Consider the following 19,841-nt stretch of genomic DNA (forward strand, 5'->3'; position numbering starts at 1 on the left):
GTGACGACCGTTCGTACGCAGAGCCCGGGGGACGACGCCCCGTCCACTGAGGACGCCCCGACCACCGGAAAAGCCCGCAAGTCCACCAAGGCGCGGGTGCTCGACGTCGTGCGCTGGGTCGCCATCCTGTTGGTGATCGGCTTCGCGGCGAAGAGCCTGGCGTCCAACTGGGACGAGTTCTGGCGCACGCTGGACGACGTCGCCTGGCAGTCGTCGGTGCTCAGCCTGGTGGCGCTGATGGTGTCGATCCTCGTGTCCGTGTGGGGCTGGCAGATCCTGGTCGACCACCTCGGCGACAAGCCGGTCGGCTACGCCCGGGGCGCGCAGATCTGCCTGGTCGGCTCGCTCGGCAAGTACGTGCCCGGTTCGGTGTGGGCGTACCTGCTGCAGATGGAGCTGGGCCGCAAAGCGGGCCTGGCCCGCGCCCGCATCTTCACCGGCTCGCTGATCCAGCTCGGCCTCGGCGTGGTGTCCGCGCTGGTCGTGTCGTTGCTCGCGGCCCCGGCGCTGTTCAGCAACAGCCCGCGCGCGATGTGGCTGTTCGTGCTGATCCCGGTCGGTCTCGCGCTGCTGCACCCGCGCATCCTGACCTGGGGCACGTCGCTGGTACTGAAGATCCTGCGCCGCCCGCCGCTGGCCGAACCGCTCGGCTGGGGCGTGGTGCTCAAGGCATTCGGCGCGTCCATGGGCGCCTGGGTGTTCCAGGGCGTGCACCTGTGGCTGCTGGCGAACTCGGTCGGCGCCCCCGGCTTCAACGGCCTGATCCTGTGCATCGGCGCGATGGCAGTCGCGATGACGGTCGGCACGTTCGCGTTCATCCTGCCCAGCGGGGTCGGAGTCCGCGAGGTCGCCCAGGTCGCGGTGCTGACGGCAAGCGGCTTGACGGTCGGCCAGGCAACGGCGTTCGCGGTGGCTTCGCGAGTGATGTTCACGGTGGCCGACTTGCTGACGGCTGGATTTGCCGCGCTGGCGGCTAAGGTGGCGGCTCGGCGTACGGAAGCTGTTGACGCGGCCTGACTTTCAGGCTGAGGAAAAGGGGCCGTCCGATTCGGACGGCCCCTTTCTTATGTCTAGAAATTCAGCTCACGCGACAAACCGGCACGAGTCCGGTGCCGCGGTTACGTGGATCTCGGTGTTCCAGCCGGTGCCGACCGGGATGCCGCCGCCGTCGGAGGCGGAGGGCCCCCAGGAGTCGGTGTTGGGCGAGTACCGGTACCACCGCAGAACCGGGCCGACACTGCCGTCGAACGGGCTGTGCCCGTAGGAACCTCGGCCGTAGATGATGTCGGCGCCGGGGGAGAAAAGCTCGCTGAAGCCTTGCCAGCCGGTGCCCGCGGATTTGTCGCGTTGCAGCCAGGTGTGGCTGGCGTAGTCGTACTGGAAGCGGTACAGGGCACCAGCGGGGGTGCGGGCGTAGAACACCCCGTCACCGGCGCCGGTGATCGAGTCGAACCGGCCCCAGCCGGTGTCGATCGTTTCCCCGTTGGGGTTTTCCCAGCTGCGAGCGGTGTTGTCCCAGCGGTAGAAGCGCAGCTGACCCTGCGGATCGATGACGATGATCCGGCCGGTGGTGTCCACGGTGACCCGGTTGCTGCCTTCGGCGGCGAGGTACGGCTGCCATCCGCTTCCGATCACGGAGCCGTCGGACCAGCCGTTCGCCGTCCACACCCAGTGCGCGAGCGCTCCGTTCGGGATCGGGTCGCTCGTCCCGTTCGAGCGGTGGATGTCCCAGACCGTGTTGTTCGTGCCGGCCAGGGTGCGGCCGAACCAGGCCGAGCCGACCCCGGAGGACGGCACCTGCCAGCCCGCCCGTCCGTCGACGGGTGTGTTGTGGACGTAGTGATACAGGCCGCCGTCGGTGCGCACGCTCCAGATTGAGGCACCATTCGGGCAGCTCACCGGGGTCGGGACGGTGTTTTGCCGGATCCAGTCGGCGAGGTCGTCGACCCGGGCTTCCGTGCTGCCCTGGCGGGTTTCGGTGACCGCGAGGCAGCCGTGTTGCCAGGACCGGCTGTTGACTGCCACGACCTCGACCTTGTCGCCCACTGTGCGCAGGGCCGGTCCGCCCGAATCGCCGAGGCAGGTGTCCGCGCCGTTGGCCGAGGTCATCGCTGCTTCGGTCGGGTTCACCGACGACACGGCGAATGCCGCCGTCGACGGCCGCGCGGGGACCCATTCGGTTGCGGTGCGGCCGAAACCGGCCAGCTGGAGCGTTTCTCCGTTCTTCGGCGCGGTGGTGCTCACCGGGACCGGCGTGATTCCGGTGGCGGGCTTGTCGAGTTTTGCCACCGCGACGTCGCGGTCGGTTCTGCTGACCACGCGGACGATCTTGGCGGTGGTCCCGGCTCCGGTGCTGACGTCGACGGCGCCGACGCTGACCGTCGCGTTCTCCGTCGGAGTCCCGTTGGCGTCGGCGGTCAGGCAACCCTTCGAGGTGATGACCCAGGACGGGTCGATCAGTGCGGCCGAGCACGCCTTGGCGGGGGTTGAGACACGGGCGAGGTAGCTCGCCGTGCCGAGGGGCACGGTGGTGCCGCCGGACACTGCGTTCGCGGGCACGGCGGCGAGGGTTCCGCCGGTAAGCAGAGCGAACGACAGCGTCGCGAGTCTGGTGGTTTGTCTGTGCATCGGAGTCCTCCGAGGTCCGGATCGGCTCTGGCGGTGGTCGCTCACGGGACCAACCGGCACGAGTCCGGTGCCGCGGTCGCGTGCAGGTCGGTGTTCCAGCCGGTCGCGATGCTGACGCCGTTCGCGTTCACCGGCAGCCAGCTGTCGGTGTTCGCGGAATAGCGGTACCAGCGCAGGATCGGGCTGTTCTTGCCGTCCCAAGGGCTCGGGCCCCAGGAGCCGCGGCCGTACAGGATGTCCGCGCCGGGGGAGAAGATTCCGGTGAACCAGTTCCATCCGGTGCCGACCAGCTTGTCCCGCTGGGTCCACTTCGCCGCGGCGAAGTCGTACTGGAAGCGGTACAGGTCGCCGTTCGGCGTGCGGGCGTACAGCACGCCGTCGCCCGCTCCGGTGATCGAGTCGTACTTCGTCCAGCCGGTGTCGAGGACCTGGCCGCTTCCGTTGACCCACCAGTTGGCCGCGTCATCCCAGATGTAGACGCGCAGCTGGCCCTGGTCGTCGACCATGAAGATCCGGCCGGCCTGGTCGACGGTGACACGGTTCTGGTACTCCGGCGTGAGGTAGCGGGCCCAGCCGTCGCCGACCTGCTTGCCGCCGGTCAGGTTCGTGCCGTCCCACTTCCACATCTTCAGCGAGCCGTTGCCGAACGGGTCGCCCGCGCCGTTCGAACGGTGGATGTCCCAGATGACGCCGTTCTTGCCCGCGATCGGACGGCCGAACCAGCCGTTGCCGCTCGACTTGGTCGGCTCGGTCCAGCTCGGGGTGCCGTTCGCCGGGTCGTTGTGAATGTGCCGATACAGGTTGCCGTCGGACAGGTCGTCCCAGATGACCGCGCCGTTCGGGCAGCTCACCGGGGTCGGGACGGTGTTCTGCCGAACCCAGTCCGCGAGATCGTCGACCCGCGCTTCCGTGCTGCCCTGGCGCGTCTCGGTGACCGCGAGGCAACCGTGCTGCCAGGACCGGCTGTTGACTGCCACGACCTCGACCTTGTCGCCCACCGTGCGCAGCGCCGGTCCGCCTGAATCGCCAAGGCAGGTGTCTGAGCCGCTGGCGGACGTCGCCGACACCTCGGTGGCGTTCACCGACGAGACCGAGAACGACGCGATGGACGGTCGGGCGGGGACCCATTCTGTTGCGGTGCGGCCGAATCCGGCCAACTGCAGGGTGTCGCCGTTCTTCGGGGCGGTGGTGGCCAACGCGACCGGCGTGATTCCGGTGGCGGGCTTGTCGAGTTTCGCCAGCGCGACGTCGCGGTCGCTGCGGCTGACCACGCGGACGACCTTGGCGTTCGTCCCGGCTCCGGTGCTGACGTCGACCGCGCCGACGCTGATGGTCGCGTTTTCCGTGGGAGCGCCGTTGGCGTCGGCGGTCAGACAGCCTTTCGAGGTGATGACCCAGGACGGGTCGATCAGCGCGGCCGAGCATGCCTTGGTGGGAGTGGAAACGCGGGCGAGATAGCCGGACGTGCCCGTGGGCACGGTGGTTCCGCCGGAGACCGCGTGTGCCGGGAGCGAGGTGAGCACGCTGCCGGTGACCAGGGTGGCGGAAAGGGCCAGAATTCTGCTGGTTCTTCGAGGCACAGACGTTTCTTCCTTCACCGTGCGGTAATTGACTGCGGATGCGTTGTCCATAGACTGAATGGCGCAATTTCGGCTACTGTGTCGATGCTGGCTTCCCCCTCGAAGTCGTCCGCGCGAGCCAATCTTTTTCGATTGACCGGACTGACTATCGATGGGCGTGCGCAGGCATTACCCGGAAGAACCGTGACGCGGAACACTGTGCCGGTCAGCGGGAAACGGCACCATAAAAAAACCAGCGGCAGGATTTCGGAAAATCCTGCCGCTGGAATCGAATACGCTCAGCGATTCAGCTGGTAAATCACCGCGTCCGCATTGCGGTAGACCTCTTTCAGGAACGGCAGCCCGTCCAGTCCGATCAGGCCTTCATTCGCGTACGCGGGCTTCGGCGGCGCGGCCGGGCGGCCCAGGATCACCCAGTGGACGTTGAGCCGCTCCGCCGCGGCGCGAACCGCCGGGTTCGTTTCGTAGTCGCGGAAGTGCGCGGCGAGCAATACCGCGTCCGACGGCGGGTTGGAGCCGTCGTCGTGGGCGGCGACGGTGCGGACACCGCTGAGCGCGTAGGTCCACGGGGTGCCGTCGTACCGGTCGTTCATCGCCCACTGGCCGGGCTTCGCCAGCTTGCCCAGCTCCACCATCGAGCGTTCCTCGCCGGGCGTGATGTTCTGGTTGCGCGGGTCGGGGCTGTGATAGCCGCCAGCGACCACTTCGCTGTTGGTCCGGGTGTACAGGCCCTTCGTGACCCCGACAAAGGCGAGCAGCACCACCGCGGCGAGCGCGGCCGGTGGAACGCGCGAGGGCAACCGTTCCTTCAACCACTCGTGCAGCGCGGCGACGCCGTGGCCCGCGATGAACGACAGCGGCACGATCGCCATCGTGATGAACCGGTACGGGTCGTCCCACCACGGCCGCGACAGCGCCATGACCAGCGGCGAGTCCGAGGACGCCACCGCCATGTAGAGCAGGCCGGTGATCAGCGCGGTCAGCCCGATCCAGCGCAGGCCGCCCAGCCTCGAGAAGAAAATGAAACCGACGAGCAGCGCCGCCGAAAGCCAGATTTGCGGATGCGGTTCGAAGTGCTGGAATCCGAGCAGCGCGCCGAGCGCGGTCGTCGCGCGCCACTCGCTCGGCCAGCCGAGATAGCCCCAGCTGCTCGCCTGTCCCAAAGCGCCGAACAGCTGCATCGACGCCACGAGAACCGACACCGCCGCGATCGGCAGCAGCGCCAGCAGGTCCTTGCCGATCGAACGCCATCGCTCGATCCAGCGCTGCACCAGCAGCGGCCCGGCGAACAGGATCGCCCCGAACAACGCGGACGAGTGGACGCACAGCAGGCCGATCGCCCCGAGCATCAGCACGAAGCCGGTGTCCAGCGCGACCCGGTCGAGGTAGCGGCGCAGCACCACGGCGGCCAGCGGGGTGAGCGCGATGCCCACCAGGAACGGGAACAGCGGGCCGCGGTTCATCGACTCGTACAGGCCCATCACCGGCGCGGCCGACGCGAGCGCGACAGCCCCGGCCAGCACGGCGCGACCGCGGAACGCCCGCACCATCACCGCGAGCGAAAGCGCCAGCAAGCCCGGCAGCAGCGCGGTGTTCACGTCGAGGGTCAGCGGGATCGAACCGCCGCTGAGCGTGTACTGCACGGAGGCGAGCAGGTGGTAGGCGTTGGGGTAGAAGGGCGGTGAACCGTCGCCGTACCAGTTCAGCTTGCTCATGCCGAAGAGGCTGCCGTCGCCGCTTTCGGCGATGTAGCGGATGCCGTTGGCGGCGTACGGCGCGTCGCCGCCCTGCGCGATCGCGCCGAGGTGACCCATGCCATGAACCGCGGTGTAGAACCCGATCGCGGTGGCGAGGACGACACACGCGCCGACCGCCCAGTTCGCCCGCGGCTCCCAGGACCGCGGTTCCGGCTCGTGCGGCCACCGGCGCACGGTGAGGCGCCGGAGTCCGAACGCGACAGCCGCGAAGATCACCGTGGTCAGTGCCAAGGTCCAGGTGTTGAAAGGCAGCCCGATCGCCGCCGTCCACGGACCCGCGAGGCCGGCGATGGCGTAGCTCAGCAGCGGCGTCAGACCGGCGAGCAGCCAGCCGCGCAGACCGGCGGCGAGACCGGTGATGAGCCCGGGGATTCCGAGCACGAGCAGACAGCAGATGATGCTGACTGCCACGGACAGCAGGGTGGGTTCGCTCGGCACAGTCTTCCTCAGGTCACGGGACATCCGCCGGCCCCCGCCGTGGCGGATTGGAATCAAGCCCCAGACTAGCGGTCACCCATATACACCCGAACGGCTGATGTCGGCGGAGCGCGGCCGCGCGCTTGACTGGAACTGGTGAGGAGCGGTCCGCCAGGGGTCGGCCGGACGGGTGAGGGGCGCGGGAGGTTGGGGGCGCGTGGTTTACGCGGTCGTGGGGGGATGGCTGGCGCTGGCCGCGCTGGTCGTCGCCGCTTGGCGGCGGATAGGACACGACCGGCGGTGGCGCGTCGGGGTTCTTCTTCTCGTTCTCGCGTTTTCGTTGTCGCATCAGCTGTTGTTCGCCACCGCCACCGAGGACGCGTACGTCAGTTTCCGGTACGCGCAGAACATCGCTGACGGCGTTGGGCCCGTTTTCAACACTGGCGATCGCAGCGAAACGTACGCGAATTTCCTCTGGCTCGTCGTGATCGCATTGCCGCGTGGGGCATTCGGTGCGGAAGTGCCGTCCGCGGCCGTCGTATTGAGCGGCGCGGCCGCGTTGGCGTGCGTGGTGCTGGCGTATTTCCTCGCCAATCGCATTGCCGCGCTCGCGTTGCCGGACGGGGTCGAGCCCCGGCGAGCGGTCGGGGTCGCGGCGGCGTTGCTGACCGCCGGGGCGAACGGGCTCGCGGTGTACGGGCTTTCGGGCACTGAGCTGCCGATGTTCGCGTTGCTGGTGCTTTGTGTCTCGTACGCGTTGGTGGCGGGCCGGCCGTTGGTCGCCGGGGTGCTGGTGGCCAGCGCGGTGATGACGCGGCCGGAAGGGCTCGTGCTCGCTGTCGTCGGCGCGGGATGGCTCGTTTTCGCGGCGGCGCGCGGGCGGCACACCTGGTGGGCGCCGGTCGGGTTTGTGCTGGGCGCGCTGGTTTTCTTGGCTCCGTGGACGGCTTGGCGGATCACCTATTACGACCGGTTCGTGCCCGACGCGAGTCTGCCGCCGGGACCGGACTGGTCGTACCTGGGCGGCTTCGCCTTGGCGCACTTGGGGTTTCTCGTCCCGGCCGTGGTCGTGGCGGGCTTGGTGGCGAACCGGGGACGCGCGGCGGAAGCCCGGCCCGCGTTGTGGCTGCTGCTGGCGCTCGCTGTCGGGCACACCGCGTTCGTGGTGCTCTTCGAGGAGGATCCGGGACTCTCGTGGCGGCTGCTCGTGCCGGTACCGCCGTTGCTGGCGGTCGTCGCGGTGGCCGGATGCGGCGTCCTCGCCCCGGTGCCGAGGCCGCGGGCGGTTTCCCGAGCGGTCCCGGCGGTCACCGCGGCGCTTACCGGGGTCGCGGTGTCGGTCTCCGTGCTCAGCCCCGAAGTGCTGGAGCGTGTGCAGGCCTGGAGCACGCAGGGCGCGCAGTTGGCCGAGGTCGGCGACTGGCTCGCTCGCTACCTGCCGCCGGGGTCCGTCGTGAGCGCCGGATCGCCGGGGCTGCTCGCGAGCCGCGCCGGTTCGCAGGTGCTGGTGGTCGGGCTCGACGCGGAACGCTCGACGCTCGCCGTGCCCGGCCGTTCGGGCTATGCCAGCCGCCAGGATTGTGCCGACGACCTGCCCGCCTGGTACCGCGTCGCCACCTTCCGGCGTACCGGGACGCCGTTCTGGATCTCGGTCTACCCGCGCGCCGACGACGCGAGCCGGCTCGTCGACGAGCTCGACCGCGCCCCGGACTTCCACTACGTGTCCTGCCCCTGAAGTGTGGCGGAGCCGACCCGCGCGACCTACCGGCGGGAAACCTACGGTCCCGTAGCCTTGGCGCATGGCTGACTTCGTGTACCCGCCCGTCCTGGTTGCCGCGCGGCTGATGTTCCGGCTGCTCGACAACCGCCTCCGGGTGACCGGCGCCGAGCACGTGCCCGCCCGCGGCGGTGCGGTGCTCGCCTGCACGCACGTCAGCTACCTGGACTTCATCTACTGCGGCCTCGGCGCCCGTCCGGCCAAGCGGCTGGTGCGGTTCATGGCCAAGCAGGAGATCTTCAGCAACCCGGTCGCCGGTCCGCTGATGCGCGGCATGCACCACATCCCGGTGGACCGCGCCGCCGGGCAGGCGTCCTACGACGAGGCGGTGGCGCGGCTGCGCGCGGGCGAGGTCGTCGGCGTCTTCCCGGAGGCCACGATCAGCCGGTCGTTCACCGTGAAGGACATCAAGACCGGCGCGGTCCGGATGGCCGCCGAGGCGGGGGTTCCGGTGATCCCGATGGCGCTGTGGGGCACGCAGCGGTTGTGGACGAAGGGCCGTCCGAAGGACCTCACCCACCGGCACGTGCCGATTTCGGTGGTGATCGGCGAGCCGATGAGCCCCGGCCCGGACGACTCGTGCGAGGCGCTGACGGCGGACCTGCGCGCCCGGATGTCGGAGCTGCTGGAGAAGGCGCAGGCGGAGTACCCGGAGGCCCCGGAAAGCGACGCCGAACGCTGGTGGATGCCCGCGCATCTCGGCGGCAGCGCGCCGACGCCGGAGGAGGCCGCGGCGCTCGACCGTCGCTCCTGAGCGTTGCTCGCGCCCCAATGCCACTTTGGGTGCGCTGAACGCACCGAACGCCACATTGGGTGCGCTGAACGCACCGAACGCCACATTGGGTGCGCTGAACGCACCGAACGCCACATTGGGTGCGTGGGATGCACCCAATGCCACATTGGGGTGTTCTCAGCAGTGGGGTGTGCGGCGGGACCGTTGACCGGGGGCGAGAACCTCCGCGCGCTCCTGAACTCGCGTGGGGGCGTTTAGAACCAGCGCTCCAGCACCTGCGCCACCCCGTCCTCCGCGGCCGGTCCGGTCACCTCGTCCGCCACGGCCAGCACCTTCGGGTGTCCGTTGGCCATCGCGACGCCGTGGCCGGCCCACTGCAGCATCTCGACGTCGTTGGGCATGTCGCCGAAGGCGATCACCGACGACTGGGGCACGTCGAAGCGTTCGGCGATGTCCGCGAGCCCGGTCGCCTTGGTCACGCCGTGCGCGGACAGTTCGATCAGCCCGCCGGTGGACGAGTACGTGACGTCCACCGCGCCGTCGAGCACCGCGTTCACCGCCTCGGCCATCTCTCCCGACGCCATCCCCCGACGGCTGACCAGCAGCTTGATCGCGGTTTTCCCGAGCACCTCGGCGCGCGGCGCGATCCGGCTCTCCTCGTCGCCCCACGGGTTGTGGTACTCCGGCTCGATCACGAAATTGCGCAGTTCGTGGTCCACCGATCCGGTGCCGATCCGTTCCGCGGCCAGCCGGCAGCCGGGCAGCGCCTTGTCGAGCGCGGAGGCCAGGTCGTGCAGCAGGAGCGGCTCGAGTTCGCCGTGCACCGCGACCACCGAATCGGCTCCGATGTCGAGCAGCACGGCTCCGTTGGCGCACACCGCGTACCCGGTCAGCCCGAGCGGCTGTGCGATCGGCGCGATCCAGCGCGGCGGGCGGCCGGTGGACAGCACGAACGGCACGTCGTCGGCCAGGACCCGCTGGACGACCGCCACCGTGCGCGGCGTCACTTTTTCACTGGGGCCGAGCAGGGTGCCGTCGACATCGGACGCGATCAACCGGGGTTTCTCCACGCGTCCCATTCTCCCGGTCGCCGCCCGTTCGAGCGAATGTCAGTGCTGGACGTTACGGTCGGCCTCGTGCGAGCAGGCATCGTAATTCTTCCTGAAGACCGCTGGTGGGCGGCCGAGCCGAAATGGCGCGCGGCCGAGGAGTACGGCTTCGACCACGCGTGGACCTACGACCATCTGGGCTGGCGATCGCTGGTCGACGGACCGTGGTTCTCCGCCGTGCCCACCCTCACCGCGGCGGCCATGGTCACCTCCACGATCCGGCTGGGCACCTTCGTCGCCTCGCCGGTCGCGCGGCATCCCGTGCCGTTCGCGCGCGAGCTGATCACCCTGGACGACGTGTCCGACGGGCGCTTCGTGCTGGGCGTCGGCGCGGGCGTGGACAGTTCGCGCTACGACGCGCAGGTGCTCGCCGCGCCGGAGCTGACCGCGCGGCAGCGGGTCGACCGTTTCACCGAGTTCGTGGAAGCCCTCGACGGGCTGCTGATGACCGACAACTTCGACTTCTCCGGCGAGTACTACTCCGCGCGCGGCGCGCGGAATCTGCCCGGCACGGTGCAGCGCCCGCGGCTGCCGTTCCTGGTCGCGGCGAACGGCCCGCGCACGATGACGCTGGCCGCGCGGTTCGGGGCGGGCTGGGTCACCACCGGTCGCGGCGGATCCACCCTCGACGAATGGTGGACCGGTATCGAGGAGCTGGTCCGCACGTTCGACCAGCGGCTCGAAGCGGCCGGTCGCGAACCGGCGGGCATCCAGCGGTACCTGAGCCTCGACGCGGCGCCGGTGTTCTCGCTCAGCAGCGTCGCGGCGTTCCGCGAGGCCACCGAACGGGCCCGTGGGCTGGGCTTCACCGACGTCATCGTGCACTGGCCGCGTTCGAGCGGGCCGTATGAGGGCCACGAGTCGGTGCTGGAAAAGGTCGTCGAAGAGGTGCTTCCGGGCCTCAAGGCCGAGTAATGCCTCGTGACCGCGGCGGGGAGGCCGCGGTCACGAGTTTCACTTGATGATCGTGTAGATCTGCGCGCCGGGGTTGTCGTACACGAGGCGCAGGAAATCGCGGCCCCTGAGGTCGCGCAGCCCGGCCGACAGCGGCGCGTCCTTGGCGATCGAGCCGCTGCCGACCAGCACGTGGTGCACCTTCAGCCGCTGCACCGCCTCGCGAACGCGCAGGTCGAGGTCGTAATCGCGGAAGTGCAGCGCCAGGTACGCCGCGTCCGGCGAGATCGGGCCGCCGCCGTCGTAGTGGCCCGCCACCGGATGCACGCCGGTCAGCGCGTACATCCACGCCGTGCCGTCCAGCCGGTCGTTCAGCACCTTCTCCTCCGGCGGGATGCCCATCCGGCCGAGGAAGTCCATGGCCGCGATCTCGTCCGGGCTGACCGGCGGCGTGACCTCGCCCTCCGGCCCGTTGTAGTACAGGAACGACACCGCGGTGGCGTTCGCGGTCCGGTAGAAACCGCCGGTGAACACCGCGGTCAGGGCCACGACGACCGCCGCCGCGGCGACCCCGAGCCGGGACACCACCTTCGGTCGCGCCTTCGCCCAGCTGACCGAGCGGATCAGCTGCGCGATCCAGCGCTGCAGCTCCGCCATGCCGTGCCCGGCGAGCAGGCACAGCGGGATCGCGGCCAGCGCCATCAGCCGGAACCGGTCGTTCCACCACGGCCGCGACAGCGAGATCACCAGCGGCGACGCGCCGTAGGACGTGACCAGCACGAACAGCCCGGACAGCCCGATCGCGGACACCATCAGCCAGCGCAGCCTGCCGAGCGAGCGGAAGCTCAGCACGCCGACCACCAGCAGCACGGTGAGCCAGAGCTGCGGTTTGTGCAGCACCTGCTGGAACGTGGCGAGCATGTTCAGCGCCGACATGACCGGCAGGTCCGAATTCCACGGCTGGTACGGGTACGCGCCGTTGGTGAAGCCGATCGCGCCCAGGATCTGCAGCGCGGCGAGCGCGAGCCCGATCACCATGACCGGCACTGTGCGCACGATGTCGCCGCCGATCACGCGCAGCCCGTTGCGTCCCTCGGGCACACCGTCCACCTGAAGCCCGCGAAGCGACCGATACCAGCGTTGCAGCACCAGTGGCGCCGCGAAGAGCGTGCCGCCGAATAGTGCGCTCGAATGCGCGACAAGCAGGCCGTCCACGGTGAGCGCGAGCACTAGACCGGTGTCGACGCCCGGGCGTACGAGGAAGCGTTGCAGCGAGACCACCATGAGCGGTGTCAGAACCACGCCCAGCGCGTACGGCAGCAGTCCGCTCGACACCGACTCATACGCGCCCGTGGTGGCCGCGGCAGCGATGAGAGCCGCGCAGCCCGCGAAGACCGCACGGCCGCCCATCTGGCGGACCAGAGCGACCATCGACAGCGCGAAGATGCCCGCGACCGGCATGGTCACGGCGTTCAGCGTGACCGGGATGCTCGTGCCGGAGATCTGATAGACCAGCGCGGCGACCAGGTGATAGCCGTTCGGGTAGAACGAGCCGTCCGGGTACCAGTTGATCTTGCTCATGCCGATGAGCGAGCCGTCGCCGGTGTCGGCGATGTAGCGGATGCCGTTCGCGTGATAGACGGTGTCCCAGCGCTGGAAGACCGCCGTCGTCCCGCCGCGCGCGGACAGCACCACGGCGATCGACAGCGCGGTGGCCACCACGACGCACGCGGCGACCGACCAGTGCGCGCGAGTGCTCCAGACGACCGGGGGCTCCTCCGCGCCGGGCTTGATCCAGCCGCGCACGAGGCACAGTCTGCGGATCCCCCACGCGATCCCCGCCAGCAGCAGCGTGCAGGCCGCGGCGGTGAGGACGTTGTAGCGGAGGCCGACGGCCGCCAGCCACGGCCCGCCCAAGCCGGTGACGGCGTAGCTGAGCAGCGGCGCTAGTCCGGCCAGGGCCCAGCCGCGCACTCCCGCGGCCCTCCCGATGATGCCGCCCGGGACCATCAGCACGGCCAGGTAAGTGGCGACCGCGCCGAAATAAGTCCAGAAGGTGTCTGGTGCAGGCATGCTTCTCACTTGTGTAGTGCGGGTAAAACCCGGCGGGATGCCGAGGTCGGTTCGGGAGGCGGTCGCACGACTGCGTACCCTGAGCGCCCGTGAGCGAGCACACGAACTCCGCCAAGATTACTGAAGACGACTTTCGCGGTTACGACCTCGTCGTCGTCGGGTCCGGTTTCTTCGGCCTGACCATCGCCGAACGGGCCGCGGCCGAGCTGGGCAAGAAGGTCCTGGTCCTCGAGCGCCGCCACCACCTCGGGGGCAACGCCTACTCCGAGGTCGAGCCCGAAACGGGCATCGAGGTGCACCGCTACGGCGCGCACCTCTTCCACACGTCCAACAAGCGGGTGTGGGACTACGTCAACCGCTTCACCGAGTTCACCGGCTACCAGCACCGGGTCTTCGGCAAGCACGACGGGCAGGTCTACCCGCTGCCGATGAACCTCGGCATGATCAACCAATTCTTCGGCAAGTCGCACACGCCGGACGAGGCGCGCGAGCTCATCGCGAAGCAGGCCGCCGAGTTCCGGACCGAGGACGCGCAGAACCTCGAGGAGAAGGCGATCTCGCTGATCGGCCGTCCCCTCTACGAGGCGTTCATCCGGGACTACACCGCGAAGCAGTGGGAAAACGACCCGAAGAACCTCGGCGCGAACATCATCACCCGCCTGCCGGTCCGCTACACCTTCGACAACCGGTACTTCAACGACACGTACGAGGGTCTGCCGGTCAACGGCTACACCGCGTGGCTCGAGAAGATGGCCGAGCACGAGAACATCGAGATCCGGCTGAACGTCGACTACTTCGACGTGCGCGAGCACATCCCGGCCGGCACCCCGACCGTCTACACCGGTCCGCTGGACCGCTACTTCGACTACTCGGCGGGCCGGTTCACCTGGCGCACCGTCGACTTCGAGTCCGAGGTCGCGCAGACCGGCGACTACCAGGGCACCTCGGTCGTCAACTACAACGACGCCGACGTGGACTACACCCGCATCATCGAGTTCCGCCACTTCCACCCGGAGCGGGACTACCCGAAGGACAAGACGGTCATCTTCCGCGAGTACTCGCGTTTCGCGAAGGAAGACGACGAGCCGTACTACCCGATCAACACCGCCGAGAACCGCGAGAAGCTGGAAAGCTACCGCGAGCTGGCGAAGACCGAGGCGCGCGAGAAGAACGTGCTGTTCGGCGGACGGCTGGGCACGTACAAGTACCTCGACATGCACATGGCGATCGGGTCGGCGCTGTCGGCGTTCGACAACAAGATCGCCCCGCACCTGACCGACGGTGCGCCGATCGACGGGTCGATCGATGCTTGAGAAAGACACCCCGCGCGGTGAAGTAGCTGTGCTCTCCCGCACCCAAAAGGTGCTGAAGAAGCCCGGCACGGTGCAGGTCGCGCGGGGAATGTCGCTGTTCGGGGAGCACAGCGCGGGATGGTTCGCGCTGGGCTTGCTCGGAGCGGCGGTGGACCGTGACCGGCGCAAGGACTGGCTGGTCGCGTCGGCCGGAGTGGTGGGCGCGCACGCCGCGTCGATCGCCGTGAAGCGCGTCGTGCGGCGGCGCCGTCCGGACCATCCCAGCGTGGAGGTTCTGGTCGGCACGCCGAGCAAGCTGAGCTTCCCGTCGTCGCACGCGACGTCGACGACAGCGGCGGCGGTGCTCTACTCCGGATTGACCGGGCGTAACCTGGTCCCCGCCCTGGTACCGCCGATGCTCGCCTCGAGGCTGCTGCTCGGCGTTCACTATCCGACAGACGTTCTTGCCGGAGCCGCCCTGGGAGGCGTCGTCGGCGGTCTGATCCGACGGAAGCTGACCAAGAAGCGATGAGCGAAACGACCGACGAGCGAACCGAAAACGCGTCCGGTACGGCCGAATCCGCGGAAGCGATCGAGCCGGCTGCCGAAAAGACCGACGTGGCCGAGAAGGTCGAGGAGACCGAGCAGGCCGAAAAGGCCGAAGTCCCGGCTCCGGCCACCCCGAGCCCGGCCAGCCCGAGCCCGCTCGGTCTCGTGCTCGGAGTGATCAAAACCGCCCGGCCGAAGCAGTGGGTGAAGAACGTCCTCGTCTTCGCGGCACCGTTCTTCGCGTTCTCCAAGGCGACGAACCGGACCGAGCTGGTCATCGACGCGCTGATCGCGTTCGTGGCGTTCTCGCTCACCGCCTCGTCGGTCTACCTGATCAACGACGCCGTCGACGTCGAGTCCGACCGGGCTCACCCGACCAAGCGCAACCGCCCGATCGCGGCGGGCATCGTGCCGGTCCCGGTGGCGTACGCGTCCGCCGTGGTGTTCTTCCTGGCCGGTCTCGCCGTGTCGTTCGCCGCGGACTGGCGGCTGGCGCTCGTGCTGGCGGTCTACGAAGCCGTCCAGCTCGGCTACTGCTTCGGGCTGAAGCACCAGCCGGTGGTGGACCTGGCGATCGTCGGCTCGGGCTTCCTGATGCGCTCGGTCGCGGGCGGTGTCGCGGGCGGCATCGCGATGTCGCAGTGGTTCCTGCTCGTCACGGCGTTCGGCTCGCTGTTCATGGTGGCGGGCAAGCGGTACGCGGAAATCATGCTGTTCGAGCGCACCGGGGCGAAGATCCGCTCGTCGCTGAAGAAGTACTCGGCGAGCTACCTGCGCTTCGTGTGGGCGACGTCCGCGGCGATCCTGATCATGTCGTACTGCATGTGGGCGTTCGAGATCCGCCAGGCCGAGCACAACTCGGTGTGGGCCGTGGTGTCGATGATCCCGTTCGTGATCGCGGTGCTCCGCTACGCGGTCGACGTGGACGGCGGTACGGCAGGCGCGCCGGACGAGATCGCCCTGAAGGACCGCGTGCTGCAGGTGCTCGGCGCGACCTGGGTCGTGACCCTGTTCCTGTCGTTCTACCTGTGAACGGCGCGCGGATTTAGACAGCTGAGGTTCAGCTTCTCCACAGCATCGACGGTCACCCTCAGGGGTGGGAGCCGGGACACCCCGCCTCCCACCCGCTCAGCCCGGAGGACCGACGATGAACGACAACGAGAACCCCTCGCCCAGTGAGCCTTCGGGCGCTGGCGAGACCGGCGGGCCCGCGGGGCAGCAGCCGACCGAGCAGTTCGGCCGGACCGGGGACCTGGGCGGGGCTTCCACGGCTTCGGCTGGTCAGCCGGGGTCTGCTGAGGAAGCCACGCAGCCGGGCCAGCCGGTGCCGCCCGCCGAGCAGACCAGCCAGCTGCACCAGCCCGGGCCGTCCGCCGAGCAGACAGGCCAGCCCGGTCCGTCCGCCGAACAGGCGGGCCAACCCGCGTCGTCCGCCGAGCAGGCGGCTCAAGCGGGTCAGCAGGCCGCTCAGCAGCCGCCTCAGCCCGGCGCATTCGCCCAGCCCGGCCCGTGGGGCATGCCGCTGCCGCCGCCGAAGCAGAGCGGCTTCCGCCGGTTCGTGGCCCACCGGGCGACGCAACTGGTCGCGGTGGGAGTCCTGGGACTGGCCGTGGGCGGCGGAATCGTCGGCGGCGTCATGGCCGCGACACACCACCCCGGCATGAGCCAGCACCAAGGCGGCCACCGCTTCACCGACGGCGGTCCCGGCCAGCGCCACCGCGTCCCGAACGGCCAGAACGGCGGCAACCAGAACAACGGCAACCAGAACGACGGCCCCGGGTTCGGCAACGGGAATGGCGGCAACACCGGCTCTGGGAATTGATCGAGCCTTTCGCGCAGAATCCCTGCCCTCAGGACCTCATTCGCCCAGCAGGGCGGGGTACAAAACCGTCGGATGCGCGGACAGCCCGGCTTTCGCGGTCGCGCTGTCGGCGTCCGCGATGATCTCGATTTCCCCCGCTTCCAGGCCGTCCAGCGCGAGCCGGACGACTTCGGCCGGATCGTTCTTCGGGATGTCGAAGCCCGCCATCATGTCGGTGTCGGTGCTGGCCAGGACCAGGCCGCTGACCAGCGTGCGCTGAGCCAGCAGTTCCAGCCGCACCGAGTTGGTCAGGCTCCACGCCGCCGCTTTCGACGCCGCGTATCCCGCCGAGCCCTGGTAAGCCACCCAGGAAAGCGCGGACAGCACGTTCAAAACCGCGCCATCTTTCAGTCCTGGCGCGAATGCGCGGATTACTTGCAGCGGGCCGAAGAAATTCGTCTCCATTTCCCGGCGAATCTCGGCCAGGTCGCCGGTCACCAGGTCGGTGAAGCTGGCGATTCCGGCGTTGTTGATCAGCAGGTCGACGTCCGGGGCGGCGGCCGCGGCGGCGGCGACCGAGCCGGGGTCGGTGACGTCCAGCCGCAAGGGCACGGCACCGTCGAGGTCGACGGGGCGGCGAGCGGTGGCGTAGACCTTCGCCGCGCCGCGCTCCAGCAGGGCGCGGACGAAGTAGGTGCCGAGTCCGCGTCCGGCACCGGTGACCAGCGCGGTTGAGCCTGCGATCTGCATGAGGTTCTCCTGGGAAAAGCCGTCGGAAGGGGACAACAGCTATCCTGGATCCTGACGTCGGTGTCAGGTTCTCGTGTTTGTTGTGCGGATCACGGCGGAGGTTTGCGGATGCGGATCGGAGAGGTGGCGGAGCGTGCCGGGGTCAGCGTGCGTTCGCTGCGCTACTACGAGCAGCAGGGGCTGCTGGAGTCGACGCGCACGTCCGGCGGGCAGCGCCGGTACGGCGAGGACGCGGTGTCGTGGGTGGGGCTGATTCAGCAGCTCTACGCGGCTGGGCTGTCCAGCGCGACTATCCGCGAGTTGATGCCGTGCCTGCACGCGGGCGTCAGCACGCCGGAGTCGCGCGATCGGTTGCGCACGGAGAAAACTCGGCTGGACGAGTACATCTCCGGCCTCGAACGCACGCGGGAGCGGCTGGAAGCGATGATCGAATTGGCGGAGACGCCGAATCCGCATTGCCCGGTCGTGCTGGGGCGATGATCAGAGCGCCCCGGATGTTTCGTTCAGAATCTTGACGATCGCCCGCGGGTCGCCGGGGATGAGTTCGGTCCGGTCTCCGGTGGTCCGGTAAGTCAGGACTCGGCCGGCTGCCAGGTCCAAGGCGAAGATCGGGCCGCCGGTGAGGTGCCTGCCGCCTGCCCGGCGCCCGACGTACAGCTGGTGTACCGCTTCCCTGGGCTGAGCCAAGACTGAATTGAGGTACTCGGCGCTGGCGCTTTCGTCGAACGGGTCCGGCGTCTCGTCCGATGTCACTGACACCGAGCGCACCGGCGCGCCGGGGATCGGCGGAAGCGTGTCGAAAAGCGCGGTGGCCAGCCTGTTCGGGGCAGTCGGCCGGATCTCGGCCACGTCGTCCTGCACGGACACCAGCACCGCTTCCGCCGCGCGCCGTGCGACTAGTGCTCTGCGATCGACCCCGGTACTGAATTGCGAGTGCGCGAAGTATTCGCTTTCGGCGTAGGCGATCAGCCGCAAGGTCGCCCGGAAGGACGGTGTTGGCGCCTCGTCGCGCGCGAGCCCGAGTTCCGCGAGGTACTCGATGGTGTCGGCGTGCAGCCGACGGTCCGCGCCGTCTTTCACCCAAAGCCGCTTGCCCCCGAGCATCGGGTGCAATTCGCCGAGGTCGAGCATGCCCCACACCGTGGACAGCACCGCGGTCGGCAGCCGCACCACCGGATCCAGTCCGGTCATGCGCCGAGGGTGGGCGGCGTCGACCGGAGGCCGGTGACGGGATCGATGGTCGCTTCCTCGTCGGCGAAGATGTCGTCGGTGTCCAGGACGTACTTGCGGTTGTGCTCGGCGTCGTCTTCCTTCTTGCCGCCACGACCGCCGCTCATCCCCGCCCCGGGCATGCCGCGCTCGCCGGCCGCGCCCCCGCGTGCGGCGCCCGTCCCGGCACCGCTGCCTCGCGGACCGAATTCCCCGGCGCCGGCACGGGAACCCGCGCCCGGACTACCGCCCGGCCCGCGGAGTGTCGTCCCACCGCCTTGGCTCCCGCCGCCGGCCGGGCCGAAACCGATGCCCGGGGTGTAGCCGAGGCCGGACCCGCTGGAGCCGCCGGAATTCGGGCCGGACCCGCCGGGCTGGTACCCGGTGTACCCAGGCGGGACGAAGCCGGATTGACCGGGACCACCCGGCCCGGGGTAGCCGGAGGAGCTGGTCGCGTCGGACGGATTCGGCACCCGCTGGTGGCCGCCGCTGCCCGGGTTGCCACTGCCGGGGTTGCCGTTGCCGGGGTACGGACCACTGCCGCCCGCCCCGTTCACGCCGGGGCTCTGGCTGTCCGGACCCGTCACGCCAGGACCGGTGCTTCCCGTCCACCGCTCCCCGCCGCCGGGGCCCGGCTTGCCGTCCTCGCCGACCTTCCCGCCCTTGCCGACCGGCGGACGGCCCGCGTCAGGGCCGCCCGGCTGCTGGTTGACCGTGACGCCGCCGCCGTCGTACGCGCCGATCTTGCCGTAGTCGTACTTGAGCTGCCCCGAATTCGCCTGGGTCTGGTGAGTGAATTCCTGGTACAGCTGGAGATTCTTGTCCGAGGCCGCGTTGTGGTTCCGCATCTCGGCCATGACGTCGGAGTCGAACAGGTTTTTCCCGCTTCGCAACGCGTTCGTGAGCGGTTCCGCCGACATGGGCGTCATCTGATTGCGCAGATTGTCGAGCATCGACGCCGCGGAGGTGTGCGTGCCGCTGTTGTCGTGGAACGTCTGCTGCGCATCGGTCATCGAGGAACGGACCGTCTGCAACCGCTGCGAGACTTTGTCCGCCGCGGTGCCGCTCCAGACGGATTCGAGACCGCCGAGAATCTGGGAGATGTCCTGGCTGACAGCTTCCTGATCACGCGCCAGCCCCTTGGCGATGTCACTTCCCTCATGCCAGATGCCGGGCTGACCTGCCTGGACCTGCGGGACGATCTCCTCGATCGGCACCGTCATCTGCTGGTACTTGTCGAGCAGCGCCTTGGTGGACTCCACCCAGCCCATG

At 69.2% G+C, this 19,841-nt stretch carries 17 protein-coding genes; 9 read left to right on the forward strand and 8 right to left on the reverse strand.

Annotated elements, in window-relative coordinates; genetic code table 11:
* On the forward strand, positions 1 to 1,017 hold the full coding sequence (locus ACFORO_RS22620; RefSeq protein WP_344281775.1) for a lysylphosphatidylglycerol synthase transmembrane domain-containing protein: 1,017 nt from the start codon (positions 1 to 3) through the stop codon (positions 1,015 to 1,017).
* A 66-nt stretch (positions 1,018 to 1,083) separates the two neighbouring features.
* Here ACFORO_RS22620 and ACFORO_RS22625 read toward each other — a convergent pair whose 3' ends face one another.
* The 3 genes from ACFORO_RS22625 to ACFORO_RS22635 all read right to left on the reverse strand — a co-directional run bounded on the left by ACFORO_RS22625 (position 1,084) and on the right by ACFORO_RS22635 (position 6,376).
* Positions 1,084 to 2,628 carry a tachylectin-related carbohydrate-binding protein gene (locus ACFORO_RS22625; RefSeq protein ID WP_377873004.1) on the reverse strand — a complete coding sequence of 515 codons (1,545 nt, stop codon included), beginning with the start codon at positions 2,626 to 2,628 and terminating at the stop codon, positions 1,084 to 1,086.
* Positions 2,629 to 2,669: 41 nt separating this feature from the next.
* On the reverse strand, positions 2,670 to 4,208 hold the full coding sequence (locus tag ACFORO_RS22630; protein ID WP_377873003.1) for a tachylectin-related carbohydrate-binding protein: 1,539 nt from the start codon (positions 4,206 to 4,208) through the stop codon (positions 2,670 to 2,672).
* 278 nt (positions 4,209 to 4,486) lie between these two features.
* Complete coding sequence (locus tag ACFORO_RS22635) at positions 4,487 to 6,376, reverse strand: DUF6541 family protein (RefSeq protein WP_377873002.1); 1,890 nt, start codon at positions 6,374 to 6,376, stop codon at positions 4,487 to 4,489.
* Positions 6,377 to 6,599: 223 nt separating this feature from the next.
* Between ACFORO_RS22635 and ACFORO_RS22640 the strand changes: the two genes are divergently transcribed.
* Positions 6,600 to 8,117: a hypothetical protein gene (locus ACFORO_RS22640; RefSeq protein WP_377873001.1), complete on the forward strand. Its 1,518-nt coding sequence runs from the start codon at positions 6,600 to 6,602 to the stop codon at positions 8,115 to 8,117.
* Between the two features lie 64 nt (positions 8,118 to 8,181).
* A complete protein-coding gene (locus ACFORO_RS22645; protein ID WP_377873000.1) occupies positions 8,182 to 8,913 on the forward strand; it encodes a lysophospholipid acyltransferase family protein in 732 nt (243 codons plus the stop codon).
* Between the two features lie 233 nt (positions 8,914 to 9,146).
* On the opposite strand, the gene ACFORO_RS22650 is transcribed toward ACFORO_RS22645, so the two are convergent.
* On the reverse strand, positions 9,147 to 9,971 hold the full coding sequence (locus ACFORO_RS22650; RefSeq protein WP_377872999.1) for an HAD family hydrolase: 825 nt from the start codon (positions 9,969 to 9,971) through the stop codon (positions 9,147 to 9,149).
* Between the two features lie 57 nt (positions 9,972 to 10,028).
* On the opposite strand from ACFORO_RS22650, the gene ACFORO_RS22655 reads away from it, so the two are divergent.
* Entirely contained in the window at positions 10,029 to 10,916 is an 888-nt protein-coding gene (locus ACFORO_RS22655) for an LLM class flavin-dependent oxidoreductase (RefSeq protein ID WP_377872998.1), read from the forward strand.
* Between the two features lie 39 nt (positions 10,917 to 10,955).
* On the opposite strand, the gene ACFORO_RS22660 is transcribed toward ACFORO_RS22655, so the two are convergent.
* Positions 10,956 to 12,968 (reverse strand): DUF6541 family protein, encoded by a 2,013-nt coding sequence (locus ACFORO_RS22660; protein ID WP_377872997.1) that lies wholly within the window; start codon positions 12,966 to 12,968, stop codon positions 10,956 to 10,958.
* A gap of 89 nt (positions 12,969 to 13,057) precedes the next feature.
* Here ACFORO_RS22660 and glf point away from each other — a divergent pair, with 89 nt between their 5' ends.
* The 4 genes from glf (at position 13,058) to ACFORO_RS22680 (ending at position 16,631) form a co-directional block, all read left to right on the forward strand.
* The gene (gene glf / locus ACFORO_RS22665; protein WP_377872996.1) at positions 13,058 to 14,281 is read left to right on the forward strand and encodes a UDP-galactopyranose mutase; all 1,224 of its coding nucleotides are present in this window, start codon (positions 13,058 to 13,060) and stop codon (positions 14,279 to 14,281) included.
* On the forward strand, positions 14,274 to 14,792 hold the full coding sequence (locus tag ACFORO_RS22670; protein WP_344281746.1) for a phosphatase PAP2 family protein: 519 nt from the start codon (positions 14,274 to 14,276) through the stop codon (positions 14,790 to 14,792). Before glf ends, ACFORO_RS22670 begins: the two co-directional genes overlap by 8 nt.
* Positions 14,789 to 15,841, forward strand: coding sequence for a decaprenyl-phosphate phosphoribosyltransferase (locus ACFORO_RS22675; protein ID WP_377872995.1), 1,053 nt, complete (start codon positions 14,789 to 14,791; stop codon positions 15,839 to 15,841). Before ACFORO_RS22670 ends, ACFORO_RS22675 begins: the two co-directional genes overlap by 4 nt.
* Positions 15,842 to 15,956: 115 nt before the next feature.
* Positions 15,957 to 16,631: a hypothetical protein gene (locus ACFORO_RS22680; RefSeq protein ID WP_377872994.1), complete on the forward strand. Its 675-nt coding sequence runs from the start codon at positions 15,957 to 15,959 to the stop codon at positions 16,629 to 16,631.
* Positions 16,632 to 16,667: 36 nt separating this feature from the next.
* On the opposite strand, the gene ACFORO_RS22685 is transcribed toward ACFORO_RS22680, so the two are convergent.
* Entirely contained in the window at positions 16,668 to 17,360 is a 693-nt protein-coding gene (locus tag ACFORO_RS22685) for an SDR family oxidoreductase (protein ID WP_377872993.1), read from the reverse strand.
* 108 nt (positions 17,361 to 17,468) lie between these two features.
* Between ACFORO_RS22685 and ACFORO_RS22690 the strand changes: the two genes are divergently transcribed.
* The gene (locus ACFORO_RS22690) at positions 17,469 to 17,840 is read left to right on the forward strand and encodes a MerR family transcriptional regulator (RefSeq protein WP_377872992.1); all 372 of its coding nucleotides are present in this window, start codon (positions 17,469 to 17,471) and stop codon (positions 17,838 to 17,840) included.
* On the opposite strand, the gene ACFORO_RS22695 is transcribed toward ACFORO_RS22690, so the two are convergent.
* Both ACFORO_RS22695 and ACFORO_RS22700 read right to left on the reverse strand, forming a co-directional pair.
* On the reverse strand, positions 17,841 to 18,551 hold the full coding sequence (locus tag ACFORO_RS22695; RefSeq protein WP_377872991.1) for an ESX secretion-associated protein EspG: 711 nt from the start codon (positions 18,549 to 18,551) through the stop codon (positions 17,841 to 17,843). It lies immediately after the preceding gene.
* Complete coding sequence (locus tag ACFORO_RS22700) at positions 18,548 to 19,840, reverse strand: hypothetical protein (protein WP_377872990.1); 1,293 nt, start codon at positions 19,838 to 19,840, stop codon at positions 18,548 to 18,550. Before ACFORO_RS22700 ends, ACFORO_RS22695 begins: the two co-directional genes overlap by 4 nt.
* Between the last annotated feature and the right edge of the window lies 1 nt (position 19,841).

This window comes from Amycolatopsis halotolerans, assembly GCF_042647905.1.
Lineage (GTDB): Bacteria > Actinomycetota > Actinomycetes > Mycobacteriales > Pseudonocardiaceae > Amycolatopsis > Amycolatopsis halotolerans.

Coding starts and splice junctions, on each gene's coding strand:
- ACFORO_RS22625 (WP_377873004.1), bottom strand. CDS start 2,628: ATGCACAGACAAACCACCAGACTCGCGACGCTGTCGTTCGCTCTGCTT.
- ACFORO_RS22645 (WP_377873000.1), top strand. CDS start 8,182: ATGGCTGACTTCGTGTACCCGCCCGTCCTGGTTGCCGCGCGGCTGATG.
- ACFORO_RS22650 (WP_377872999.1), bottom strand. CDS start 9,971: ATGGGACGCGTGGAGAAACCCCGGTTGATCGCGTCCGATGTCGACGGC.
- ACFORO_RS22660 (WP_377872997.1), bottom strand. CDS start 12,968: ATGCCTGCACCAGACACCTTCTGGACTTATTTCGGCGCGGTCGCCACT.
- ACFORO_RS22670 (WP_344281746.1), top strand. CDS start 14,274: ATGCTTGAGAAAGACACCCCGCGCGGTGAAGTAGCTGTGCTCTCCCGC.
- ACFORO_RS22675 (WP_377872995.1), top strand. CDS start 14,789: ATGAGCGAAACGACCGACGAGCGAACCGAAAACGCGTCCGGTACGGCC.
- ACFORO_RS22680 (WP_377872994.1), top strand. CDS start 15,957: ATGAACGACAACGAGAACCCCTCGCCCAGTGAGCCTTCGGGCGCTGGC.
- ACFORO_RS22685 (WP_377872993.1), bottom strand. CDS start 17,360: ATGCAGATCGCAGGCTCAACCGCGCTGGTCACCGGTGCCGGACGCGGA.
- ACFORO_RS22690 (WP_377872992.1), top strand. CDS start 17,469: ATGCGGATCGGAGAGGTGGCGGAGCGTGCCGGGGTCAGCGTGCGTTCG.
- ACFORO_RS22695 (WP_377872991.1), bottom strand. CDS start 18,551: ATGACCGGACTGGATCCGGTGGTGCGGCTGCCGACCGCGGTGCTGTCC.
- ACFORO_RS22700 (WP_377872990.1), bottom strand. CDS start 19,840: ATGGGCTGGGTGGAGTCCACCAAGGCGCTGCTCGACAAGTACCAGCAG.